This is a genomic window from Cellulosimicrobium funkei, assembly GCF_001019615.1.
In the GTDB taxonomy this organism is placed as follows: Bacteria; Actinomycetota; Actinomycetes; order Actinomycetales; family Cellulomonadaceae; genus Cellulosimicrobium; species Cellulosimicrobium cellulans_E.
In genome coordinates, this window is the sequence record NZ_JNBQ01000006.1 from 77,697 (window position 1) to 100,154 (window position 22,458).

Genomic DNA, 22,458 nt, shown 5'->3' on the forward strand with positions numbered 1-22,458 from the left:
TTGTGCAGACTGAACTCCTGCGTATAGTGAACGCATGAGTTCAGTTGCGGAAACCAGAGAGTTCACCGGAGCGTCCGGCGCCGCGCGGTCGAACGCGGGCATCGTCCTCCTCACCGCGGGCGGGGTCCTCGCCCTGCTCGCCACGACGATCGTCGGCGCCACGGTCCCCGCCCTCGCGCACGAGCTGGGCGCGGGGTCGTCGGTGCACTGGGTCACGACGGCGTACCTCCTCGCGACCGCCGTCGCGGTCCCGCTCGGAGGGTGGGCGAGCCTGCGGTTCGGTGTGCGCGCCACGTGGCTCACGGGCCTCGCGGTGTTCGTCGTCGGGGCGACGGTCGCGGCGCTCGCCCCCGACCTGGGGACGCTCGTCGTCGCGCGCGGGGTCCAGGGGCTCGGGGGTGGGGCACTCGAGCCGCTCATGCTCACCGCCGTCGCGCGCGCCGCAGGCCCGGCGCGCATGGGCCGGGTCATGGGCGTCGTCGCTGCCGCGATGTCGATCGGCCCGCTCGCCGGGCCGGTGCTCGGCGGCGTCGCCGCGGACACCGTGGGCTGGCGGTGGTCGCTCGGGCTCATCGCCGTGCTCGGGGTGGTCGTGCTCGTCGGGTCGGTCGTCACGGTCCGCGACGCCGAGCGGACGCCGGTCCGGCTCGACGCCGTCGGCCTCGCCCTCCTCGCGACCGCGACGTCGACCGCGCTCGTCGCGCTCTCCCGCGGGGCCGCGGCCGGTGTCGACGGCGGGCTCGTCGCGCTCGTCGCCGTGTCGGCGCTCGGCTTCGTCGCCTTCGTGCTCGTCGCCCGGCGTCGCGGGGCGGCGGCGATCGTCGACCTCGGGACGTTCCGGTACCCGGGGTTCGCCCCGGGCATCGTCATCATGGCGCTGCTGGGCCTGTCGATCTACCCGCTGTTCTTCGGCCTGCCGCAGTACCTCGTGAGCGTCGCCGGGCTCTCCGCGTCCGTCGCGGGCGCGATGCTCGTGCCGTACGCCGTCGGGACGCTCGTCGCGATGCCCGTCGCGGGTCGGTGGAGCGACCGGCTCGGCGCGCCCCGCCCGGTCGCGGCAGGCGCGGTCGTCGCCCTCGTCGGAGCGGTCCTCCTCGTCACGAGCGGACCGTCGACCCCGTTCGCGGTGTTCGTCGTGGCGTCCCTCGCGATCGGGCTGGGCCTCGGCTCGATCGGCAGCCCGACCGTCTCCGCGGTCTATCGCGCGCTGCCGGTCCCGCTCGTCCCCTCGGGCAGCACCGTGCTCTTCATCGGCAACCAGCTCGGCGGGGCGCTGGGCGTCGCCGTCCTGGCGGCGATCCTCGCTGCGGCCGGCGGCCGCGGCGCGGGAGGGTGGCCGGCGGCCGCGGGCGCCACGCCGTTCTGGCTCGCCGTCGTCGCCGCGGTGCTCGTGGCCGTGCTCGCCCCGGCGCTCCGCGCGCCGGCGGTCTCACCGACCGCCGGTGCTGCCGCGTGAGCGCCCGGCACGACGGCGGGACGCCCCTAGCGGTGGGCGGACAGGCGGGCCTCGAGGCGTCGCAGCGACACGTGCATCATCACGCGCAGCGCGAGCCCGACGAGCGGCGCGGTCACCGCGCGGGGTACGGGGCCGGCGAGGTAGGCCTGCTCCCACCACACGACGCGGCAGCGGTCGGGGCCGTGCGGCACGACGTCGAACCCGGCGTCGCCGAGCAGCACCGGACCGAGCTTGCGCACGCGCGTGGTCCCCGTGCGCTCCGCCGCGACGGACGGGCGGTCGAGCGACTCGACGACCATGCGGTCCGTGAACCCGCGGCCTGTGCGCCCGACGCGCGGCCCGCTCACCATCGTGAAGCGGTCGCCGACCTCCGGCCCGCGGGCGGCGGGGGTCGCCATCACGGTGAGCGGGATCCAGCGCGGGTGCGTGCGCGGGTCGGCCACCCACGCGAACGCGACGGACGCGTCGACGTCGAGCTCGCGCGCCACGGCGACCCGCCGCACGGGTCGGTTCGGGCGTGTCACTCCGCGTCGCGCGCGGGGGTGTGGTCCCGCCGCCCGCGCCCGGGCAGGAGGCGACGGCGGCGCCGCGGGCTCGCGGCGTCGTCGGGCACGGGGACGAGCCGCGGCGGCGCGTCCTCGACCGGTGACTCCACGACCTCCAGGAGCCGCCCGAACACCGACGGCGGCGGGCCGAACGCGCGCCGGGACTGGCCGATCACGCCGTGCCCGAGCGCGCGCGCCCCCGCGACGCCCACCACGGCGCCGACGCCGAACGGGACGAGCCTCCCGATCGCGAGGCCGGACTGCTTGGCGAGCTGCGTGCGCAGGAAGCGGTTGCCGAGCGCCTTGTTCACCTTGACGAGCGTCCCGGCGGGCATGCTCGTCAGCAGGACCTTGCCCCACGCGAGGCCCGACCCCTGGGTCGCGCGCTCCACGTCGCGGGCGCCCTTCTCGCCGAGCACCGTGGCGAGGAGCAGGGCGCGGCGGCGCGCGACGTCGTCCACGGCGATCCCGTGCACGTCCGCCACCGCGAGCGCGAACGCCGCGGAGGACGCGAAGAACGTCGCGATGTCGCTCGACGTCAGCGCGATCCCGACCCCCGTCCCGACCGCCGGGAACGCCGCCACCGCACCGACGGCGCCGCCCGCGGCCTGGATGACGAGCAGGTACTCGCGCTCGAGGATCCGCACGATCTGGGCAGGGCTCGCCTCCGGGTTCCGACGGCGGACCCCGTCGACGTGCGCCCGGATGACGTGCGACGGGATCGTCACGGCCTTGTCGAGCGCCGCGTCGAGCAGCGGGGTGGGCCGGTAGGCGGCCCAGTCGACGGCGTCCTGCGTCGAGACGTCCGCGCGCGTGCCCTCCGGGGGCGGCGTGCCGTACGCGGGCGTGCCGCCACGAGGCACTGGAGTTCTCGAGGGGTCCTGCTGCTGCGCCATGGCGCCTCCCGTCATCGCGTGCCGGTCCCGCGTCAGGCGGGTGTCTCGACCTCCCGGCCGGCACCCTCCGGCTGGAAGAGGTACTCGACCTCGGCCCCGGCCTTGACCGTCCTCCCTACCGTGCACGCCTTGTCGATCGCTCGCGCGGCGACGGTGACGAGACGGTCGCGCGCGTCGTCGTCGAGCGAGGTGAGGTCGATGTCGTACGTACCGGTGATCTTCGGGTAGCGCTCCTCCTCGAGCAGCTTGGCGCCCTCGACGTGGATCGTCACCGCGTAGTCGTCGCCGAGCCGACGCGCGAACGTCCGGTCCGTGCTCATGCCCGCGCACGCGGCGAGGGCGATCTTCAGCAGCTCCCCGGGCGTGAACACCGCGCCCTCGCTCGCCGGGCCGATCGACACCTGGGCGCCGCGTGCCGAGTGCCCCGTGTAGGTGCGCGTGCCCGTGCGCTCGACCCACAGCGCGTCGGCCGGCGCGGGGGACGGTGCGGGCACGTCGTGCTCCGCCTCGTCGGCGGGGCTCAGGCTGGTCTCGGAAGGCTGCGTCGTCATGCGTGAATCCTCGCACTCGTCGGGTCGCGGCGTCCGGGAGGTCCGCCCTCCGGAGAACGCGCGGCGGGCGCGGGCGATTCCCTCGTCGCTGCCCGGGCGAGGTCGGTCGAGCCGCCCGGGTCGCGTCGGTCGGGGCGGGCCGACGCGACCCGGACGGCGGTCTCAGGCCGCCCGGACGGGCTCCGGCGCGGGGACCGGTTCCGCCGGCGTGGGGGTGTCCTCCTCGGCCGGACGCTCGGCCGATCGCGCGGTCGTGGCGCGCGGGGTCGGGGCGGCCGCCACGAACGCCTCCCGGGGGTGCTGCACCGCAGCGAGGGAGACGACGTCGCGCCCGAACAGCGCGCCCGTCGCCCACACGGCGACCACGCGGGCCGTGCGCTCCCACGTCGGGATCGCGAGCACGTGGTAGCCGCGGTGCATGAGCCACGCGAGGCGCCCGCGCACGACGAGGCGGCGGTACTCGAACACGCCCGAGCCGAGGCCGAGCGTCGCGACGACGCCGAGGCTCCCGTGCACGTACGGCCGCGTCGGGCGGCCACGGCGGGCGGCGACGAGGTTGCGGGCGAGACGCCGCCCCTGCCGTACCGCGTGCTGCGCGTTGGGGACGGTGAGCGCGCCCGGTCGCGGGACCGCGAGGTCGGGGACGGCGGCGCCGTCGCCCGCGGCCCACGCGTCAGGGACCGTGTCGTCCACGGTGCCGACCCGCAGGTCGGGCCGGGTGACGAGGTAGCCGCGCGCGTCCACGGGCAGGTCCGTGTGCGTCGCGACGACGGGGTTCGCCGCGTTGCCTGCCGTCCACACGAGCAGCCCCGTGGCGAACGACTCGCCCGTCGACAGCGTCACGACGCCTCCCTCCGCGGACACCAGGCCGGCCTCCAGGTGCACGTGCGCGCCGCGGCGCTCGAGCTCGCGGACGACCCACCGCCCCGGACGCTCGGTGACCTCCGGCAGGATGCGCGCGTTGCGCTCGACCAGGTGGAACCGCAGCTCCGCCGGGTCGATCTCGGGGTAGACGCGCGTGAGGTCGTGCGCGAGCGACAGGAGCTCGGCGAACCCCTCGACGCCGGAGAACCCGCCGCCGACGAACGTCACGGTGAGCAGGCGCTCGCGCTCGGCCCCGGCGGGCAGGCTCGCCGCACGGTCGAACGACGTGAGCAGCCCGTCGCGGATCGCGACGGCCTCCTCGACGTGCTTCATGCCGATCGCGTGCTCGGCGACGCCCGGCACGGGGAACACGCGCGTCACGGCGCCCGCCGTGACGACGACCGTGTCGTACGGGAGGTCGTACGGCTCGCCCGAGCGCGGCCGCACGACGACCGCGCGGCGCGCGTGGTCGACGCGCTCGACCGTCCCGTCGACCAGGCGCGTGCGGTGCAGGTGGCTGCGGTGCGCGACCGCGGCGTGCCGCGCCTCGACCGAGCCCGCGACGACCTCGGGCAGGAACGGCTGGTAGGTCATGTACGGGCGCGGGTCGACCAGGACCAGCTCGACCTCGCCGCAGCGCAGCTCGCGCCGCAGGCGCTTCTCGAGCTCCCGGGCCGCCGTGAACCCGGCGTAGCCCCCACCGACGACGACGATGCGTTCCATCACTGCCTCCTGTGACGTGAGCGTGCCGGGCGCCTGGTGCGCCCTTCCGGCGCGCTCACCCTGTCGACCGGGTGGCGAGCCGTTCCGTGACACCACGGCGACGTGCCGTGCGTCACCCTCGCCCGGCCGGGTGCGGTGCCTAGACTGGCGGGCGTGGCACTCGACGCGACCGACGCCCCGACCGCACCCGTGAGCACCGGCGAGCCTGCGTCGTCGGGCACCGCTCCCGGGCCGGTCCCGACCCCGTACGAGGACCTCCTGCGCGACGTCCTCGCGCACGGCACCCACAAGGGCGACCGCACCGGGACGGGCACGCGCAGCGTGTTCGGGCGGCAGATCCGCTTCGACCTGTCGAAGGGCTTCCCGCTCGTCACGACCAAGCGCGTGCACCTCAAGTCGATCGCGTACGAACTGCTGTGGTTCCTGCGCGGCGACTCGAACGTCCGCTGGCTCCAGGAGCGCGGCGTGAGCATCTGGGACGAGTGGGCGGACGCCGACGGCGAGCTCGGCCCGGTCTACGGCGTCCAGTGGCGCTCGTGGCCGACGCCGGACGGGCGGCACGTCGACCAGGTCGCGCAGGTGATCGAGCAGATCAAGGCGAACCCCGACTCGCGCCGGCACATCGTCTCGGCGTGGAACGTCGCGGAGATCGAGAACATGGCCCTGCCGCCCTGCCACGCGTTCTTCCAGTTCTACGTGGCCGACGGGAAGCTGTCGTGCCAGCTGTACCAGCGCTCGGCCGACCTCTTCCTGGGCGTGCCGTTCAACATCGCGTCGTACGCGCTGCTCGTCCACATGGTCGCGGCGCAGACCGGTCTCGAGGTCGGCGACTTCGTGTGGACCGGCGGCGACGTGCACATCTACGACAACCACGTCGAGCAGGTGCGCGAGCAGCTCACGCGTGAGCCCTACCCGTACCCGACGCTGCGCCTCGCGCCGCGCGACTCGATCGACGCGTACGAGTACGAGGACATCGAGGTCGTCGGGTACCAGCACCACCCGACGATCAAGGCCCCGATCGCGGTCTGACGGCGGTGGGGGAGGAGACGCCCGGCGAGCCGACGCTCGGGCTGGTCTGGGCACAGGCGCGCGACGCCGCGGGGCGGCCCGTCATCGGTGCGGGCGGCACCATGCCCTGGCACCTGCCCGAGGACCTCGCGCACTTCCGGCGCGTCACGTCGGGCCACCCGGTCGTCATGGGACGCCGCACGTGGGACTCGCTCCCGCCCCGGTTCCGGCCCCTGCCCGGGCGCGTGAACGTGGTCGTGACGCGGCAACCCGGGTGGTCGCCGGGGGACGAGTCGCCGCGCGTCGGTGCGTCCGGCGGCGCGGTGCCCGACGGCGGCCGCCCGCCCGAGCCGGCCGGCGCGCCCGTGCGCGTGGCCGGGTCGGTCGAGGAGGCGCTCGCGGCCGCCCGCGCGGCGGCGCGCGACACCGGGTCGGGCGAGGTGTGGGTCATGGGCGGAGCGCAGCTCTACGCCGCGACGATCGCGCTCGCGGACCGGTGCGTCGTCACGGAGATTGACGTCGTCGTCGAGGGCGACACCTACGCCCCCACCGTCCCCGCCGGGTGGGTCGCGCACGCGGGCGACTGGGCGACGTCGTCCACCGGCCTGCGCTACCGCTTCCTCACCCACGACCACCCCCACCCCACCCGCTGAGTGCATGAAATAGTCGCGCTCGGGTTGTCCGAGCGCGACTATTTCATGCACTCAGCGTCAGGCGGGGTCGAGGCGGCGGAGGGCGTCGAGGACCAGGTCCCAGAAGCGGGTGTCGTCGAGGGTGACCGCGACCTGGGTGCGGCACTCGTCGGGCTCGTCGCCGCGCAGGTCCGCGACCGTCATGCCGGTGGTCAGCACGCCCTGGAGCTCGACGTCCAGCGGTGCGCGGCGTGTCGTGAGGACCTCGGGGTCGATGACGTACGCGACCGCGCACGGGTCGTGGACGGGCGGGTAGAGGAAGCCCTGCGCCGAGCGGTAGGTCGCCCCGTAGAAGTCGAGCAGCTCGCCGACGAACCGGGAGGCGGCGGTGCCGAGCGCGGCGAGCCGCTCGCGCACGTCGGGCGTCGCGACGGCCTGGTGCGTGAGGTCCAGACCGACCATCGTGACGGGCCACGGCTCGTTCAGCACCACGTGCGCGGCCTCCGGGTCGGCGAGCACGTTGAACTCCGCGACCGGGGTGCGGTTGCCCACGTGGTAGCCCCCGCCCATCATCACGACCTCCCGCACCCGCGGCACGATGCGCGGCTCCTTGCGCGCCGCCATCGCGACGTTCGTCAGCGGCCCCGTCGGCACGAGGGTGATCTCGCCCGGCTCCGCGCCCATGACCGTGTCCACGATGAGGTCCACGGCGTGACGACGGTCGACGGCGCGCCGCGGCGCGGGCAGGACCGGCCCGTCCATCCCGGAGTCGCCGTGGATGTCCGGCGCGACGATCCGCGGCCGGACGAGAGGGCGGTCGCACCCTGCCGCGACCGGGACGTCGATCCCGGCCAGCTCGGCAACGGCGAGCGCGTTCCGCGTGACCTTCTCGAGCGTCTGGTTCCCGGCGACCGTCGTCACGGCCACGAGCTCGACCGCGGGGCTGCCGTGCGCGAGCAGCATCGCGATCGCGTCGTCGTGGCCGGGGTCGCAGTCGAGGAGGACGCGGCGTGGCGCGTCGGCACGTCCGGTGGGCATGCGCCCATCCTCGCGCGCCGACCGGGTGCCGGCCACGCTCCGGCCGACGGTCGCCGTCCGTGCGGGCGCACTTCGCCTCCGACGGCCGCCGACGGCTAGGCTGTCCCCCGGCCCGTCCCCGGGGCCGCGCGCCTGTAGCTCAGGGGATAGAGCACCGCTCTCCTAAAGCGGGTGTCGCCAGTTCGAATCTGGCCAGGCGCACCGAACGCTCTCTGCTCCCGAGCGGGGGCTGCTCAGCCGACGACGCGCACCGCGACCACCTGGCACTGCACCGGGTACGACTCCGCGCACACCTCGGCCCACACCTCGACGGCGTCGCCGTCGACGAGGGCGGCGCCGTCCACCCGCTCGCCGTCCGCGTCCAGGACCACGGTGCTCGCGGACAGGAGCGACATGCCCTCGTAGTAGGGGTCGGACGCCTCGACGAGCCGCGGCGCGCCCTCGTCACGGTCGACGGTCCCGTCGACGTCCGCGGGCCGGTCCGGGGGCGCGGCGGCCCCGGCGGAGTCGTCGGCGGTCGCACACCCCGCCAGGAGCGGAGCGAGCCCGGCGACGAGGGCCAGCGCGAGAGCCGTCGCGCGGAGTGCGGGATCGTGCGGGGACCGGCGCATCCTCGGATCCTCCCACCGTCGCCGCGGCGCGACGGTGTGCTCCTAGGCGGAGGCGGGCGTGGACGGTGCGGGGGTCGGCGCCGTGCCGGTGCTCCCGCCCGTCTCGGCCTCGGTGCCCTCACCCGTTCCCGCGCCGGTGCCCTCGCCCGTCCCAGGGAGGGGTTCCGTCGGCTCGGGCGCCGGCGTCGTCGGGTCCGGTGAGGGCTCCTGCGTGGGTTCCTCGGTGGGTTCCGGCGTCGGCGTGGTCGAGGGCTCGTCGGTCGGTGCCGGGGTCGGCGTGGTCGACGGCGCGGGCGCCGGCTCCTGCGTCGGCACGGTCGACGGGTCCACGGCCGGGTTCGACGGCGCGGGCGTCGCGGGGTCGTCCGTACCCGTCGAGCGCTCGCGGCTGATCGTCGTCCCCGAGCCCTCCACGCCTCGCACGGCGTCCGAGATCGGCTTGCCGATCGCGAGCTCGACCACGAGGACGACACCCATCACGACGACGAACAGGGCCAGCGCCGAGACGGTCAGCACCCGCCCGCGGCCGTAGCGGTCGACGAGCCGAAGCCAGGCGTTCTGCGCCGGCTCCGGGTCGGTGCCCTGCTCGGGCGGAGCACCGACGTCGCCCCGGTTCACGGTCTCCTGCGTCGCGGTCGCGTCGTCGCCCTGCTCGACAGACGTCGCCGCGCCCGCGTCGGACGCCGGGTCCGCCACGACGACCGTCCCGCGCGGCACGCTCGCGACGGCGGTCGTGACGGTGGTGGTCGTCGCGCGGTCGCGCGCGGTGCTCCCGCCGGTGGTCACCTGCACGACCTTGCCGACGACGGGCACGAGCTGCTCGCGCGTCTTCTGGATCGAGCGCGTGTAGACGTAGTTCGCGACGACGGTGAGGGCGCTCGCGATGCCGGCGCCGATGATCGTGCCGGCGGTCCCGAAGTACGACAGCAGCACCGTGGTGCTCACGGCGGCGAGAGAGCTCGCGACGACCTGCGTGAGGGAGAGCCGGGCCGGGGCCTCGCGCTCCTTCGCGGGCGTGGTCTCCGCGGCGGCGCGTCCGGCCTCGCGGCCGGCGTCGTGAGGCGCGGAGCGGGGTGCGGGGGAGTCGTCGCTGTCGGGGCGGGGTGCGGGGCGTGTCGTCACGTGGTGCGGGTTTCCGGTCGGCGGCGGGCAGGACCACCCGCCGCCACCGGCCGTGGACGACGGCCGCGCGCCAGGGACCGGCGTCGGGCCACGGGCGTCCTCCCACGGTAGGCCGCTCGTGTGGACCTCGCTCAGGGGCGTCGTGCCGGGGGCTCAGAGGAACGGGAGAGATCCTGTGACGTCGCCGGTCGGAGCGCTGCGGCGGGCGCGCCGGCGACGATCGTCTCGCCCGGGCGGCGCGGGACCCGGGGCGACGGGGAGGGCGACCCGACGGTCGCGACGTATCCTGCCGAGGGCTGCACGGACCGCCGTCGGGCGCCGCGGCAGCCTCACCGTGGGGCACGCGCTGTGGTGTGCACCACAGTGCGCGGGCGGGTGGCCGGGCCCTCGAATTCGCGGAATCCCGCGCATGTTGTGGACGCTCGTCCAGGTGGTTCTCAGACGCCTCTGGGGCAGCAAGGGTAATTCACCCGTCCAGGACCGTGGGCCGTGTTGACGCCTGGCATCCCGCCGTGCAAGATAGTCCTCGACAGCGCGCATCGCCTGCCCCCTGCGCGGTGCGCGCTGTTTCACACTTCTCCGGGAGAACACCCCGGAATAGTTCGGAACGACGGCCCCGGAACACGAATTCTCGTGATCCGGGGCCGTTCGTCGTCCCGCCTCCGACGTGTCCCACGCTCGACCTTCCGGAGGACGGCCACGGACCGGCGTCGCCCGGCGGACCGGGTCGCCGACCTCCGGCGCGCCGCGCCGGGCCTCGCGAGGCGGACGGTTAGCGTCGGAGGGTGAATGCCGCAGCCCGCACCAGCTCAGCCGCCCGGAGCGTGGCCGATCCTGCTCGGCTGCCCGCGACCGCTCCCGACGGGACCGACCAGGTCGACGCGCCGGACGACGACGTGACGCCGCCCCGCCCCGTGCTCGTCCCCGAGCGCACCACGGCCGACCTCGTCGACGAGGCCGTGACGCGGTGGCGCGCCGGCCTCGTCGAGCTCGCCGGGGGGTCGTCGCTCGCCGACGTCTCGCTCCTCGGCGACGCCGTCGTCGACCTGACGGCGGCCCACCCCTCGGGCGTCGCCCAGCTCTTCGCCGGGCGACCGACCCGGCTCTCGAACCTGTTCCGCGAGGGCGGGTCGCTGCCCGCCGCGCGGCGCCGCGCGCGTGCCGTCGTGGTCCGCGCGGCCGAGCACGCCCAGCGCTACGGCGTCGCGCCCACGTACCTGGCGATCGGGGTCGCGACCTGGACCCAGAGCCTCGCGGCACCGCTCGCAGAGGACGACGTCGCGGCGCTGGCGCGGGTCGCGGGTCGCACCCCCACGACGATCGTCCCGAGCGCGGGCGACGACGTGGCCGCGCCGGGCGCCGCCGGACCCGGCGACGCCACGGACGGGGACTCGCAGGGACTCGCGGCTCCCGGCGCGCAGGGCGAGCCCGTCGTGCACGACGGCGCACGCGTCCCCGACGCCGGTCACCACCCCCGGGACGCGGTCGACGAGGGCGAGCAGGAGCCGACGTCCCGCACCGTGCGCGCCCCCGTGCTCCTGCGCCCCCTGACCGTGACCCCGCGCGGGGACGGCGAGACCGACTACGAGCTGACCCTCGAGCCGACGGCCGAGATCAACCCGCTCCTCGCGCGCACGCTGCGCGCGCACGGCGCGCTCCTCGACCCGGTGACGCTCGCGCGCTCCACGTTCACCGGCGCGGGCTTCGACCCCGGCGACGCGACCCGTCGCATCGCCGCGCTCGGCCAGGCCGTCCTCGACGACTTCGACCTGACCCACCGCGTCCTCGTCGGGACGTTCGTGCACCCCGGGCAGGTCCTCGTCGACGACCTCGACGAGCTCGCGCCCGCACTGGAGCGGCACGAGGTCGTCGCCGCGCTCGCCGGGGACGAGAAGTCCGCCACCGCGCTGCGCGCCGAGCTGCCCGCGCGGCGCGTCGGCGACGCGGACCCCGTGCACGAGCGCGGCGCCGGCGACCTCGACCCGTCCCAGCGCCACGTCGTCGACGTGCTCGCGAGCGGGTCGCACCTCTTCGTCGACGCGCCGGCCGGTTCCGACGTCGCCGGCACGCTCGCGGCCGTCGTCGCCGAGGCGGCGGCGTCGGGGCGCCACGTGCTGTACGTCCCGGGCCACCGCCGGGCCGCGGACGCGCTCCTCGCACGGCTCGACGAACTGGGCCTGGGCGGCCTCGTGCTCGACATCGTCCCGGAGCCGACGTGGCGCGAGACGGCGTCCCACCGCCTCCTGTCCGCGATGGCGACCGAGCCCGAGCCGGGCGAGGACGAGGACCTCGCCCGGACGCGCGACGCTCTGCTCGGCGCGCGGGCCCGGCTCGCCGGGTACATCGAGGCGCTGCACCTCGTGCGGGACCCGTGGGGCGTGTCCGCCTACGACGCGCTCCAGGCGCTCGCCCGGCTCACCGCCGAGCGCCCGGCACCCGACACCCGGGTGCGCCTGACGACCGACGTCGTGCTCGGCGTCGGGCCGCAGCGGGAGCGGATCGCGGCCGAGCTGCGCGAGGCCGCCCTGCTCGGCGCGTTCACCGCACGGGCGACCTCGACCCCCTGGTACGGCGCCGCCCTCACCACGCCGCAGGAGGCGCACGACGCGCTCGTGCGCGTCGAGCGGCTGCGCACGCACACGCTCCCGCAGCTGCGCGCCCAGGTCGAGCAGGTCGCGCAGCGCACCGGGCTCACGCCCGCGACGACGCTGCGCCAGTGGGGCGACCAGCTCACCATGCTCGGAGGGATGCGCGGGACGCTCGACGTGTTCCAGCCGCTCATCTTCGAACGCACCGCCCAGGACATGGTCGAGGCGACCGCGACCAAGCAGTGGCGCGAGCAGCGCGGCGTCGAGATGGGCTGGTTCGTCCGGCGCCGGCTGCGCCGCCAGGCGCGCGACATGGTCCGCCCGGGCGTCCGCGTGCCCGACCTGCACGCCGCGCTCGTCGAGGTGCAGGCGCAGCGCGCGGTCTGGCAGGAGCAGTGCCCGCGCGGTGGCTGGCCCGTCCTGCCCGAGGGGCTGTCGGCGATCGAGGACACGCACGAGGCCGTGCGCATCGACGTGGAGGAGCTCTCGCCCGCGCTCGACGGCACCCCCGGTGGCAACGACCTCCTCGACGCCCCGCTCGACGCGCTCGCGACGCGGCTGGACGCGCTCGCCGAGGACGCCGAGTCGCTCGACTCCCTGCCCGCGCGGACCGCGATCCTGCGCCGGCTCACCGACCTCGGCCTCGGCGAGCTCCTCGCCGATCTCGCGGCGCGCCGCGTCGAGCCCGACTTCGTCGGACCAGAGCTCGAGCTCGCGTGGTGGAGCTCGGTCTTCGAGCAGGTGCTCGCCCAGGACCAGGCGCTGGCCGGCCAGGACGGCGCCGGTCTCGACGCGCTCGCGCGCCGGTTCCGCGACCTCGACCGCACGCACGTCGCGTCCCTCGCGGCGCCCGTCCGCGCGGCGGTCCGCGACCACCTCGGGACCGCGATGCGCGAGCACCGCGACGAGGCCGAGGACCTGTTCACCGAGCTGCTCGAGGGCCGGCTCGTGAGCCTGCGGGAGACGGCCGAGAAGCACCCCGCCGTGCTGCGGCGCCTGCGTCCCGTGCTCGTCGCCACGCCGACCCTCGTGCCGCACCTCGTCCCCGCCACGCGCACCGTCGACCTCGTGGTGCTCGACGCGATCGAGCACGCGCCCGTCGAGCTCGTGCTCTCCGCACTCGCGCGCGGGAGGCAGGTCGTCGCGGTGGGCGACCCGCGTGCCGCGTCGACCGACACCGTGCGCGACCTCGCCGAGCTCCTGCCGTCGGTCGAGCTCCTCGCCGACGGGTCGCGCCGTGACCCGTTCGTCACGACCTTCCTCGCCGAGCACGGCTACGACGGCGTCCTGCGTCCCGCGCCCCTGCCGCGTGCCGAGGTCCTCGTCCAGCTCGACGTCGTCGACGGCGCCGGCATGCCCGACCCGACGTCGGGCGCGGTCGAGAGCACCCAGGCCGAGGTCGACCGGGTCGTCGAGGTCGCGATCGAGCACGCGCTCACGCGTCCCGACGAGTCCCTCGCGATCGTCACCGTCACCCCGCTGCACGCCGACCGCATCCGCGACGCCCTCCTCGTCGAGGTGCGCCAGAACCCCGCGCTCGCCGGCTTCTTCTCCGGGTCCCGCGCCGAGCCCGTCGTCGTCGCCGACGTGTCCGGCGTCGCCGGGCTCGTGCGCGACACCATCGTCCTGTCGGTCGGGTTCGGCCGGACGCCGCACGGCCGCGTGCTGCACCGGTTCGGCATCCTCAACACGCCCGGCGCCGAGGCGATGCTGCTCGACTCCGTCGGCGCCACCCGCCGCCGCCTCCACGTCGTGTCGTGCTTCACCGCGGGCGACCTCGACCCCGAGCGCCTGCGCGGGGCCGGGGCCCGCCTCCTCGCCGAGGTCCTCGACCTCGCCGAGCAGCGCAGCGGCGCCGCCGACCAGGTGACCCTCGGCAACGGCGTCGACCTCGGCGGCAGCCCCGACCGCCTCGTGCTCGACCTCGCCGAGCGCCTCTGGCGCGCCGGCCTCGTCGTCGAGACCGACTACGGGATCGGCGACGGCGACCGCATACCGCTCGTCGTCGGCCACCCCGACCTGCCCGGCGAGCTCCTCGTCGCGGTCCTCACCGACGACGCCGCGTACGTCGCCGAGCGCAGCGTGCGCGTGCGGGACCGGCAGGTGGCCGAGCGCCTCGAGCGCATCGGGTGGACCGTCGCGCAGGTGTGGTCCGCGGCCGCGTTCCTCGACCCCGCCAAGGAGGCCGAGCGCATCCGGCGGGTCGTGCAGGCAGTGCGCGACGAGCGGCTCCCGGAGACCGGGGGCGTCGCGCAGACCGGCGGGGGCGACAGGATCGTCGTCGTGCCGGTGATCGACGACGACGAGCAGCACGGCGACGACGACCTCTGATCTCTTGGCCGACCCGTCCGGGGTCATCACTCTGGGCGCGGGATCGGAGGAGCGACTGCCCGCGTGGTCGGGCTGGGTGCGGGGCCGGGCGAACTGCCCGCGTGGTCGGGCTGGGTGCGGGGTGGGAGGCGGCGCCGGGTCTACCATCCGCCGCTCGTTCCTCGCGGCTCCCGCCAGGCCCGCCACGACCCGGCGCCGCCTCCCACCCCGCCATGTCGTCTCACCCTGCGCTGCGCTCCCGGAGATCACACTGGCTACTCGGCACAGGGGTCGTCGCGCCGCCCGGGTCCGGCGTCTGGTGCCCTCGAGCGTCCTTCCCCCATGCGCGGGTGGTGGTCCACGCCCGGTCGGCTCAGCGGTGGGACGATGGAGGCGTGAGCACCACGTCCGACTCGAGTCCTGACCGCCCGCACGACGTGACCGACGGCGCGGGGCGGCGTCGGCGGCCGCGGCGGGCCGTGCGACGGGGGACGGAGAGCGAGGTCGTGTCCGGGGTGAGCGCCGACGAGCGGTCCGAAGGCTGGGGCGACAGGGCGCAGCCCGGTCGCGGCAGCCGCGGCGAGAACGACGACCGGCTGCTCGGGGACGTCCCGCCGCACTACGGGCGGCACTGACCGCGCGGCACTGACGGCGGGGCACCGACCGCGCAGCACTGCCGGCACTGACACGGGCGAGGCCCGCGGTCGGTCCGTCGTGGCGGTCGTCGGCGCCGCGCTGCTCGCTGAGGTGCCGAACCCGGGGTCGTTCCCCCTTCACGGCGTGAGGTGAGGAGCAACCCCGGGTTCGTCCGAGAGTCGTCGTGCCGCGGAATCTCAGGCGGCGGTCGGGCGACTCGGGATCAGAAGCCCCGCGGCGGCGTCGGGCCGCCCGGTGCCGCGCCGGGACCGCTGCCCGCCTGGGCGGCGAGGAGGTCGCGGATCTCCTGGAGGACGCGCACGTCCTCCGCCGGTGCCTCGGGCTCGGGCTCGACGTCCTGCTTGCGGCGCTCGGCGAGCTTGTTCATCGGGAGGACGATGACGAAGTAGAGCGCGATCGCGATGATGAGGAACTGGAGGAACGCGTTGAGGAGGCCACCGACGGAGAGGACCGAGGCCTCGACGCCGTCGTTGGCCGGGCGCAGCGTGATGTCCCAGAGGTTCGAGATGTCCGGCTTGCCGAAGATGGCTCCGATGATCGGGTTGATCAGGTAGGTGACGATCGCGTCGACGACGGAGGCGAACGCCGCGCCGATGACCACGCCGACCGCCAGGTCGATCGCGTTGCCTCGGAGCACGAACTCCTTGAATCCCTGGAACACGCCCTTCATGTGCTGCTTCCCTCTCAGATCGGTGGTCCGCGTGGCGGCGGTGCCACGACGGGTGCACGCGCGATCCTTCCAACGCGGGTGCCGACGGGCAACGGCCTGCCCCGGCGGGTCGCTCACCGGCGTCGGGTCCACCCGTCAGCGCGCTCGGGTCGACCGTCAGGGCACGAGGACGGCCGTGATCCCCGTCTGCCCGCTCACCGCCGCGAGCCGGACCGCCTCCTCGGGCCGCACGGCGACGAGCGTCACGACGTCCGAACCCGACCCGCCCGTGCCGAGCAGGCCGCCGCCGCCCTCGGGTTCGGGTGCCGGCACGACGACGGCCGCGCGGGCGAGGTAGGGGTCGGCGGTCGCGGCGTCCTGGCCGTCGGTCGGCACGTCCGTGAGCGCCGTCGTGAGCACCGGGTCACCCGCGGCGAGGAGGTCGACGCGGTCTCCCGGCCCGAGGAGGGCCGCGACGCCGGGGTCGAGCCGGACGGGCGCGACGACCGTGCCCGCGGGAGCCGCGGCGGCGAGCTCGCCGCCGGTGACGAGCGCGTCCTGGAGCAGGGTGCCCGCGGCCAGGGCGACGGTCGCGCGGCGTCCGACGACGTCGTCGGCTCCTGCCGCGGACCCTGCTGGGACGAGCTCCGCGGACACCCGGTCGACGCGGACGTCCGCCTCCGTCAGCAGGGCGCCCGCCGGCACCTCACGTGTGGTCACGACGGCGGGTGCGGTCGGGGGAGGGGGAGGGCGCAGCGCCCCGACGACCACGGTGGCAGCGGCGCCGCAGCACAGCGCGGCCACGAGGAAGCGGGCCCGCCACCACACCCCGCGCAGCAGCCGCCGGCGCCCGGGCGCGCGGTCGGGTCGCGGGTGGGGGTCCGGCAGGCGGGGCGAGCGCAGCATGCGCGTGACCGTAGCCGCACGCCGGGCGAGAGAGGCGCCGACCGGTGCGGACCTGTGGACGGGACGCGGCGGCGGCGCCCGGACGTACCGTCCGGACCGAGGCTGTGGTCGACCGCCGTCGGCAGGACCGCCGCGGACCACGCCCGCGCGCGTCAGGTCAGGAGGCGGACGAGCTTCCCGACGAGGACGAGGCGCTGCTCGAGCTGCCGGAGGTGCTGCTCGCGCCGGACGCCGCGGAGGAGGAGGCAGGCTTCGAGGCGGCGGGTGCCGTCGAGGACTTCCCGCCCGAGCGCGAGTCCGTGCGGTAGAAGCCTGAGCCCTTGAACGTCACGCCGACCGAGGAGAACACCTTGCGCAGGCGACCCGAGCACTCGGGGCACACGGTGAGGGCGTCGTCGCTGAACGACTGGTGGATGTCGAAGGCGTGACCGCAGGCGGTGCACGTGTACGCGTAGGTGGGCACGGGTTCTCCTCGTTCACGAGACGGCCGTCGGGGCGGCCACCGGCGGGTCGGGATCGGGTCGGTCTCGGCCGGGTCGTCGGTGTCAACACCGCCTGGCACTCGAAACTTCCGAGTGCTAATCATACGCGGCCCGGTGCTCGCTCCGGGCCGGGTAGTCTCGCATCCGTGTCTGTGCACGAACCCGCCGAGGCCCCCGCCGGTGACTCCGTCCCCGGTGCCGACCCCGCGACGCCGGCCGAGGCGCCGGCTCCGCCCCGGCGCCGGCGTTCGGGACGACGGCGCGTCCTGATCGGCGTCGCCGTGCTCCTGGTCCTCGCGATCGTGGCCGGTGCCGCCTTCGTCGTCGTCACCGTCCGCCGGCCGCTGCCGCAGACGTCCGGCGAGGTCGAGCTCCCCGGGCTCGAGGGTCAGGTCACGGTGCTGCGCGACGCCCAGGGCGTGCCGCAGATCTACGCGGACACGCCCGAGGACCTCTTCCGCGCGCAGGGCTACGTCCAGGCGCAGGACCGCTTCTTCGAGATGGACTACCGCCGGCACGTCACCGCGGGCCGGCTCGCCGAGCTCGTGGGCGACAACCCCGACGCGATCGCGGCGGACACCGTGACCCGGACGTTCGGCTGGCGGCAGGTCGCCGAGGAGGAGTGGGACGTCGTCTCGCCCGAGACGAAGGCGTACCTCCAGGCCTACGCCGAGGGCGTCAACGCGTACCTCGAGAACCGCAGCCCGTCCGAGATCGCGATCGAGTACACCGTGCTAGGACTCCAGGTCGACGTCGCCGAGCCCGAGCCTTGGGACCCCGTCGACTCGCTCGCCTGGCTCAAGGCGATGGCGTGGGACCTCCGCGGCAACTACGACGACGAGCTGGAGCGCGCGCTGTCGTACAGCACCCTCCAGGACGCGGGGCGCGTCGCCGCGCTGTTCCCCGCCTACTCGTCCGACGTCAACGCGCCGATCCTCGACCCCGGCGAGCTCGACAACCCGCAGCAGGTCGCGCTCGAGCTCGGCCCCGAAGCCCGCGCCGAGTACGGCTCGGACCCTCTCCAGGGCGCGCTCGAGGCCGCCGACCGCGCGCTCGACGCCGTCCCCGTGCTCATCGGGCGCGGCGAGGGCACGGGCTCCAACTCGTGGGTCGTCTCCGGCGACCACACCGCGAGCGGCAAGCCGATCCTGGCGAACGACCCGCACCTGGCCCTCGGCGCCCCTGGGATCTGGGCGCAGGTCGGGCTGCACTGCAACGAGGTCGGGCCGCAGTGCGCGTTCGACGTCGCGGGCTTCTCGTTCGCCGGCTTCCCCGGCGTCATCATCGGCCACAACGCGCAGCTCGCGTGGGGCCTGACGAACATGGGCGCCGACGTCACCGACTTCTTCGTCGAGCGCGTGCGGGACGACACGTACCTGCGCGGCGACGAGTGGGTGCCGCTCGAGACCCGGACCGAGACGCTGAGCGTCGCCGGGGGAGAGGACGTCGAGCTCGAGATCCGCTCGACCGTGCACGGGCCGATCGTCTCCGAGGCGATCCCCGCGACCGAGTCCGCCGTCGACACCCCCGCCCTCGACACGCGCCTGGGCGAGTACGCCGTCTCCCTCCAGTGGACCGCTCTCGAGCCCGGCCGCACCGCCGACGCGGTCTTCGCGTTCAACCTCGCGCAGGACGCCGACGACATGCAGGCCGCCGCGGCGCTGTTCGAGGTGCCCGCGCAGAACATCGTCTTCGCGACGGTGGACGGCCAGATCGGCTACCAGGCGCCCGGCAAGATCCCCGTCCGCCAGGCGGTGCCCGACGCCGAGGTGCCCTCCGACGGCACGTGGCCCCGCGACGGCTCCGACGAGCGCTACGACTGGCAGGGGTACGTCCCGAGCGAGCAGATGCCGCGCGTCGTCGACCCGGCCGAGGGATTCGTCGTGGCCGCCAACCAGGCCGTCCTGCCGACCGGCGTCGCGCCGTTCCTCACGACCGACTGGGACTACGGCTACCGCTCGCAGCGCATCCGCCAGCTCCTCGAGGCCGAGATCTCCGCGGGACGGCCCGTCGACGTCGACACGATGAACGAGATCCAGACCGACGACCGCAGCCCCTACGCCGAGGTGCTCGTGCCGCTCCTGCTCGACCAGGAGATCGACGACAGCTTCGAGGCCGAGGGCCAGGCGCTCCTCGCGGACTGGGACTACCGGACCGACACCGACTCCGCCGCGGCCGCCTACTTCGCCGCGGTCTGGCGCAACCTGCTCCAGCTCACCTTCTGGGACGACCTGCCCGAGTCGGCGCGACCGAACGGCGGGAGCCGCTGGCTCGCCGTCGTGCAGAACCTCCTCGAGAACCCGACCGACCCGTTCTGGGACGACCGCCAGACCGTCAGCGTCGTCGAGACGCGCGACGAGGTCCTCACCCAGGCGCTCGTCTCCGCCCGCCTCGACCTGACCGTGGAGCAGAGCAAGCAGCCCTCCGACTGGGCCTGGGGGACGCTCCACGTGCTCGCGCTCGAGCACCCGATCCTCGGCGGCGAGTCCATCCCCGGCCCCGTCCGCAACTGGGTCAACCCCGACCCCGTCGGCATGCCCGGCGGCTCGTCGATCGTCAACGCGACGGCCTGGGACGCGGCCTCCGGCTCGTTCGACGTGACGGCCGGCCCGTCGATGCGGATGGTCGTCGACCTCGACGACCTCGACGGCTCCACCTGGGTCACCGTCACCGGCACCTCCGGCCACCCGGCGTCCGCGCACTACTCCGACCAGCTCAAGACCTGGGCCCGCGGCGAGACGTACGACTGGCCGTTCTCCACCCAGGCCGTCGCCGAGGCCAGCAAGGACGAGCTCACGCTCGTCCCGTAGTCCCGGCGCCTCGTCCCGGCGTCGGCTGGGCGCACGACCGGCGTGGTCGTGCGCCCAGCCCGAGACCGGGTGGGGACTGCTCCGGGGTCACGCTCGCTGTCGGGCGCGGGCGGTCCCAGGGTCCGGGCGGACCGCCGTGGTCGCCCTGGTCGTCGGGGGTGCCGTGCGCGGCCAGGTCCAGGCGTACCGCACGACGAGGCCGAGAAGGACCAGCTCCAGCGCGATGCCCAGACAGTAGAAGTACAGCCAGGACTCGCCCATCGCGTTGAAGGCCGTGACGGGGACGTAGAGCACGGCCACGACGAGGTTCGTGATCCGGCTCGCACGGGCGGGCAGCGTCATCGACAGCACGACCATGAGGATCGGGACGGCCATGAGGGTGAGCGCCGTGGTGGAGAACGTCTGAGAGAGGTCGAACGTGAAGACCTTGCCGTCGAGGATGTCCTCGACGATGCCGGGCGTGAAGAACCCGAGGATGTCGACGTAGGCGTACAGGAACATGAAGCTGGTCCACGTCGCGGCGAGCTTGGCTCTCACCGGGACCGGTCGGTCTTCCAGCGTGGTGGTGGGCTGACGCGCGCTCATCAGGGGCTCCCTCGTCGTGGTGCGGATCGATAGGTCCACGATCGCGGGGCGCGACGGCGGGCACACCGGCCTGGAGGCCGGAGTGCGCCCGGCCGATGGCACGGTCGCGCACTCGTCCTTTCGGCGGGTACGCCGAGGCGCGCCGATCCCTAGGCTGGAGCCGTGACCACCGTCCGGCGCTCCCTCTGGCACGAGCCGCGGCCCACCGACGTGCCGCCCGTCGGACGTCTCGACTGGCTGCTGGTGGGCGTGCTCGCGGCCGTCGCCGTCGTCGAGGGCGTCGTCCGGCCGGGTCTGGCCTGGCGACCCCTGGTGGTGGTGCTCGCCCTGGCGCTCGTGCCCGCACTGCTCTGGCGGCGGAGCCACCCCCTGACGGCCGCCCTGGTCGGGTGGGGTCTCGCCGGGCTGCTCTCGGTCCTCCAGCTCGTGGCGCACGACGGTGACCTCGGCCTCTACGCCATGATGGCCGTCCTGGTCCTGCTCTACTCCCTGGTGCGGTGGGGCTCGGGACGAGAGATGGTCCTGGGGACGGCGTTCGTGACGGTCGTCGTCGCGCTGGGGATGTACGTCTCCTCCGCGGGCTGGGTCGACGTGTTCGGCGGCATCGTCCTCCTGCTGCTGCTCGTCTCCCTCGCCGCGGTGTTCCGCTACCGCGCCGACCTCTGGCATCGTCGGCAGCGCGAGATCCGCAACCAGGAGCGGGTCGCGCTGGCGCGCGAGCTGCACGACACCGTGGCCCACCACGTCTCGGCCATCGCGGTGCAGGCTCAGGCCGGCGGCGTGGTCGCCGGCGCCCAGCCGGAGAAGGCCGCCGAGGTCCTGGCCGCGATCGAGTCCGAGGCGTCGCGAACGCTGGCGGAGATGAGGTCCATGGTGCAGGTGCTGCGTGAGGAGGAGGCCGTCTCGTACTCGCCGCCGCTGGGTGTCGCCGACCTGCCCGCTCTGGCGCGCACCGGCACGACGCCCGTCGTCGAGGTCACGCTGGACGGTTCGTCCTCCCGGCTGGCCCGACCCGTGGACACCGCGCTCTACCGGCTCGCGCAGGAGTCGCTGACCAACGCCCTACGGCACGCCCGGAGCGCGACCCGCGTCGGGATCGACGTCCGCCGGGAGGGCGACGCCGTCAGGCTGCGCGTCAGCGACGACGGGCTGACCGAGCCGGGGCCGGCCCCGGAGCCCGGGTTCGGCCTGCTGGGCATGGCCGAACGCGCCCAGCTCCTCGGTGGGTCGCTCTCCGCGGGGCCGGGGCCCGAGGGCGGCTGGGTCGTCGAGGCCGTGCTGCCGGTGGCGGCGCCGGCATGAGCGTCCGCGTCGTCGTCGCCGACGACCAGGAGCTGGTCCGGGCCGGCCTGGTGATGATCCTCGGCGCGCAACCCGACCTCGAGGTCGTGGGGGAGGCGGCGGACGGTCGCGCAGCGCTCGACCTGGCGACCCGGCTGCGTCCCGACGTCCTCCTCGTCGACATCAGGATGCCCGGGCTCGACGGCATCGAGGTGACGCGGCGCCTCGCAGGGCCGGACGTCACGAGCCCGACAGCGGTGGTCGTGATCACCACCTTCGACCTCGACGAGTACGTCCTCGGCGCCCTCCGCGCCGGCGCCCGCGGCTTCCTGCTCAAGGACGCCGGGCCGGAGCTCCTCGTTCAGGCCGTCCACGCGGCGGCCGACGGGGACGCGCTGATCGCCCCCAACGTCACGCGCCGGCTGCTGGCGACCTTCGCCGACCAGACGCCACCGGTACCGGCCCAGCCCGTCAGCCCGCTCACCGAGCGCGAGGAGGAGGTGCTCGCGCTGGTGGCGCAGGGTCGGACGAACGCCGAGATCGCCGGCGAGCTCTTCGTCGGCCTGAGCACGGTCAAGTCCCACGTGGCCTCGTTGATGACCAAGCTCGGGGCCCGCAACCGTGTCGAGATCGCGATGTGGGCGTACGACACCAGGCGCGCAAGAGCCGGCTAGCGGGACGGGTCGCGGCGCAGGCACAGGCCCGTGGGGGGTCTGGTCTCCCGCCGGCGAGATGACCTCGGCG

19 protein-coding genes and 1 tRNA gene are annotated in these 22,458 nt (G+C 75.1%); 9 read left to right on the forward strand and 11 right to left on the reverse strand.

Annotation, left to right across the window (positions count from 1 at the left end):
* Positions 1–34 precede the first annotated feature (34 nt).
* Positions 35–1,456, forward strand: a complete 1,422-nt coding sequence (locus FB00_RS08285; protein WP_052877546.1) for a DHA2 family efflux MFS transporter permease subunit — start codon at positions 35–37, stop codon at positions 1,454–1,456.
* Between the two features lie 26 nt (positions 1,457–1,482).
* On the opposite strand, the gene FB00_RS08290 is transcribed toward FB00_RS08285, so the two are convergent.
* The 4 genes from FB00_RS08290 to FB00_RS08305 all read right to left on the reverse strand — a co-directional run bounded on the left by FB00_RS08290 (position 1,483) and on the right by FB00_RS08305 (position 5,035).
* Positions 1,483–1,959: an SRPBCC family protein gene (locus FB00_RS08290; RefSeq protein ID WP_047232435.1), complete on the reverse strand. Its 477-nt coding sequence runs from the start codon at positions 1,957–1,959 to the stop codon at positions 1,483–1,485.
* 17 nt (positions 1,960–1,976) lie between these two features.
* Entirely contained in the window at positions 1,977–2,897 is a 921-nt protein-coding gene (locus FB00_RS08295) for a hypothetical protein (RefSeq protein WP_231581776.1), read from the reverse strand.
* 32 nt (positions 2,898–2,929) lie between these two features.
* Positions 2,930–3,448 carry an OsmC family protein gene (locus FB00_RS08300; RefSeq protein ID WP_047232436.1) on the reverse strand — a complete coding sequence of 173 codons (519 nt, stop codon included), beginning with the start codon at positions 3,446–3,448 and terminating at the stop codon, positions 2,930–2,932.
* 162 nt (positions 3,449–3,610) lie between these two features.
* On the reverse strand, positions 3,611–5,035 hold the full coding sequence (locus FB00_RS08305) for an NAD(P)/FAD-dependent oxidoreductase (protein ID WP_082141130.1): 1,425 nt from the start codon (positions 5,033–5,035) through the stop codon (positions 3,611–3,613).
* Positions 5,036–5,224: 189 nt separating this feature from the next.
* On the opposite strand from FB00_RS08305, the gene FB00_RS08310 reads away from it, so the two are divergent.
* Together FB00_RS08310 and FB00_RS08315 are read left to right on the forward strand one after the other, a co-directional pair.
* Positions 5,225–6,064, forward strand: a complete 840-nt coding sequence (locus FB00_RS08310) for a thymidylate synthase (protein ID WP_047232491.1) — start codon at positions 5,225–5,227, stop codon at positions 6,062–6,064.
* 5 nt (positions 6,065–6,069) lie between these two features.
* Positions 6,070–6,696, forward strand: coding sequence for a dihydrofolate reductase (locus FB00_RS08315; RefSeq protein WP_047232437.1), 627 nt, complete (start codon positions 6,070–6,072; stop codon positions 6,694–6,696).
* 57 nt (positions 6,697–6,753) lie between these two features.
* On the opposite strand, the gene FB00_RS08320 is transcribed toward FB00_RS08315, so the two are convergent.
* Entirely contained in the window at positions 6,754–7,713 is a 960-nt protein-coding gene (locus tag FB00_RS08320; protein WP_047232438.1) for a nucleoside hydrolase, read from the reverse strand.
* A gap of 128 nt (positions 7,714–7,841) precedes the next feature.
* On the opposite strand from FB00_RS08320, the gene FB00_RS08325 reads away from it, so the two are divergent.
* Positions 7,842–7,914: transfer RNA gene (locus FB00_RS08325), tRNA-Arg, on the forward strand.
* 32 nt (positions 7,915–7,946) lie between these two features.
* Here FB00_RS08325 and FB00_RS08330 read toward each other — a convergent pair.
* Both FB00_RS08330 and FB00_RS22310 read right to left on the reverse strand, forming a co-directional pair.
* Positions 7,947–8,324, reverse strand: a complete 378-nt coding sequence (locus FB00_RS08330; protein ID WP_047232439.1) for a hypothetical protein — start codon at positions 8,322–8,324, stop codon at positions 7,947–7,949.
* A gap of 42 nt (positions 8,325–8,366) precedes the next feature.
* A complete protein-coding gene (locus FB00_RS22310) occupies positions 8,367–9,446 on the reverse strand; it encodes a hypothetical protein (RefSeq protein WP_047232440.1) in 1,080 nt (359 codons plus the stop codon).
* A gap of 824 nt (positions 9,447–10,270) precedes the next feature.
* On the opposite strand from FB00_RS22310, the gene FB00_RS08340 reads away from it, so the two are divergent.
* Complete coding sequence (locus FB00_RS08340; RefSeq protein ID WP_052877547.1) at positions 10,271–14,365, forward strand: hypothetical protein; 4,095 nt, start codon at positions 10,271–10,273, stop codon at positions 14,363–14,365.
* Between the two features lie 374 nt (positions 14,366–14,739).
* Positions 14,740–14,979 (forward strand): hypothetical protein, encoded by a 240-nt coding sequence (locus tag FB00_RS08345; protein WP_047232442.1) that lies wholly within the window; start codon positions 14,740–14,742, stop codon positions 14,977–14,979.
* Between the two features lie 224 nt (positions 14,980–15,203).
* Here FB00_RS08345 and mscL read toward each other — a convergent pair whose 3' ends face one another.
* From mscL to FB00_RS23230, 3 genes are all read right to left on the reverse strand, one after another.
* The gene (gene mscL / locus FB00_RS08350; RefSeq protein ID WP_047232443.1) at positions 15,204–15,671 is read right to left on the reverse strand and encodes a large conductance mechanosensitive channel protein MscL; all 468 of its coding nucleotides are present in this window, start codon (positions 15,669–15,671) and stop codon (positions 15,204–15,206) included.
* 156 nt (positions 15,672–15,827) lie between these two features.
* Positions 15,828–16,556 carry an SAF domain-containing protein gene (locus tag FB00_RS08355; RefSeq protein ID WP_052877548.1) on the reverse strand — a complete coding sequence of 243 codons (729 nt, stop codon included), beginning with the start codon at positions 16,554–16,556 and terminating at the stop codon, positions 15,828–15,830.
* A 157-nt stretch (positions 16,557–16,713) separates the two neighbouring features.
* On the reverse strand, positions 16,714–17,019 hold the full coding sequence (locus FB00_RS23230) for an FmdB family zinc ribbon protein (protein ID WP_082141146.1): 306 nt from the start codon (positions 17,017–17,019) through the stop codon (positions 16,714–16,716).
* Between the two features lie 285 nt (positions 17,020–17,304).
* Between FB00_RS23230 and FB00_RS08365 the strand changes: the two genes are divergently transcribed.
* Complete coding sequence (locus FB00_RS08365; protein WP_047232493.1) at positions 17,305–19,848, forward strand: penicillin acylase family protein; 2,544 nt, start codon at positions 17,305–17,307, stop codon at positions 19,846–19,848.
* A gap of 87 nt (positions 19,849–19,935) precedes the next feature.
* Here FB00_RS08365 and FB00_RS08370 read toward each other — a convergent pair whose 3' ends face one another.
* Positions 19,936–20,433 (reverse strand): DUF6326 family protein, encoded by a 498-nt coding sequence (locus FB00_RS08370; RefSeq protein WP_047232445.1) that lies wholly within the window; start codon positions 20,431–20,433, stop codon positions 19,936–19,938.
* Between the two features lie 162 nt (positions 20,434–20,595).
* On the opposite strand from FB00_RS08370, the gene FB00_RS08375 reads away from it, so the two are divergent.
* Together FB00_RS08375 and FB00_RS08380 are read left to right on the forward strand one after the other, a co-directional pair.
* A complete protein-coding gene (locus FB00_RS08375) occupies positions 20,596–21,735 on the forward strand; it encodes a sensor histidine kinase (protein ID WP_047232446.1) in 1,140 nt (379 codons plus the stop codon).
* On the forward strand, positions 21,732–22,388 hold the full coding sequence (locus FB00_RS08380) for a response regulator (protein WP_047232447.1): 657 nt from the start codon (positions 21,732–21,734) through the stop codon (positions 22,386–22,388). Before FB00_RS08375 ends, FB00_RS08380 begins: the two co-directional genes overlap by 4 nt.
* Positions 22,389–22,458: the final 70 nt, after the last annotated feature.

Coding starts and splice junctions, on each gene's coding strand:
- FB00_RS08300 (WP_047232436.1), bottom strand. CDS start 3,448: ATGACGACGCAGCCTTCCGAGACCAGCCTGAGCCCCGCCGACGAGGCG.
- FB00_RS08370 (WP_047232445.1), bottom strand. CDS start 20,433: ATGAGCGCGCGTCAGCCCACCACCACGCTGGAAGACCGACCGGTCCCG.
- FB00_RS08295 (WP_231581776.1), bottom strand. CDS start 2,897: ATGGCGCAGCAGCAGGACCCCTCGAGAACTCCAGTGCCTCGTGGCGGC.
- FB00_RS08355 (WP_052877548.1), bottom strand. CDS start 16,556: ATGCTGCGCTCGCCCCGCCTGCCGGACCCCCACCCGCGACCCGACCGC.
- FB00_RS08320 (WP_047232438.1), bottom strand. CDS start 7,713: ATGCCCACCGGACGTGCCGACGCGCCACGCCGCGTCCTCCTCGACTGC.
- FB00_RS08305 (WP_082141130.1), bottom strand. CDS start 5,035: ATGGAACGCATCGTCGTCGTCGGTGGGGGCTACGCCGGGTTCACGGCG.
- FB00_RS08380 (WP_047232447.1), top strand. CDS start 21,732: ATGAGCGTCCGCGTCGTCGTCGCCGACGACCAGGAGCTGGTCCGGGCC.
- mscL (WP_047232443.1), bottom strand. CDS start 15,671: ATGAAGGGCGTGTTCCAGGGATTCAAGGAGTTCGTGCTCCGAGGCAAC.
- FB00_RS08285 (WP_052877546.1), top strand. CDS start 35: ATGAGTTCAGTTGCGGAAACCAGAGAGTTCACCGGAGCGTCCGGCGCC.
- FB00_RS08330 (WP_047232439.1), bottom strand. CDS start 8,324: ATGCGCCGGTCCCCGCACGATCCCGCACTCCGCGCGACGGCTCTCGCG.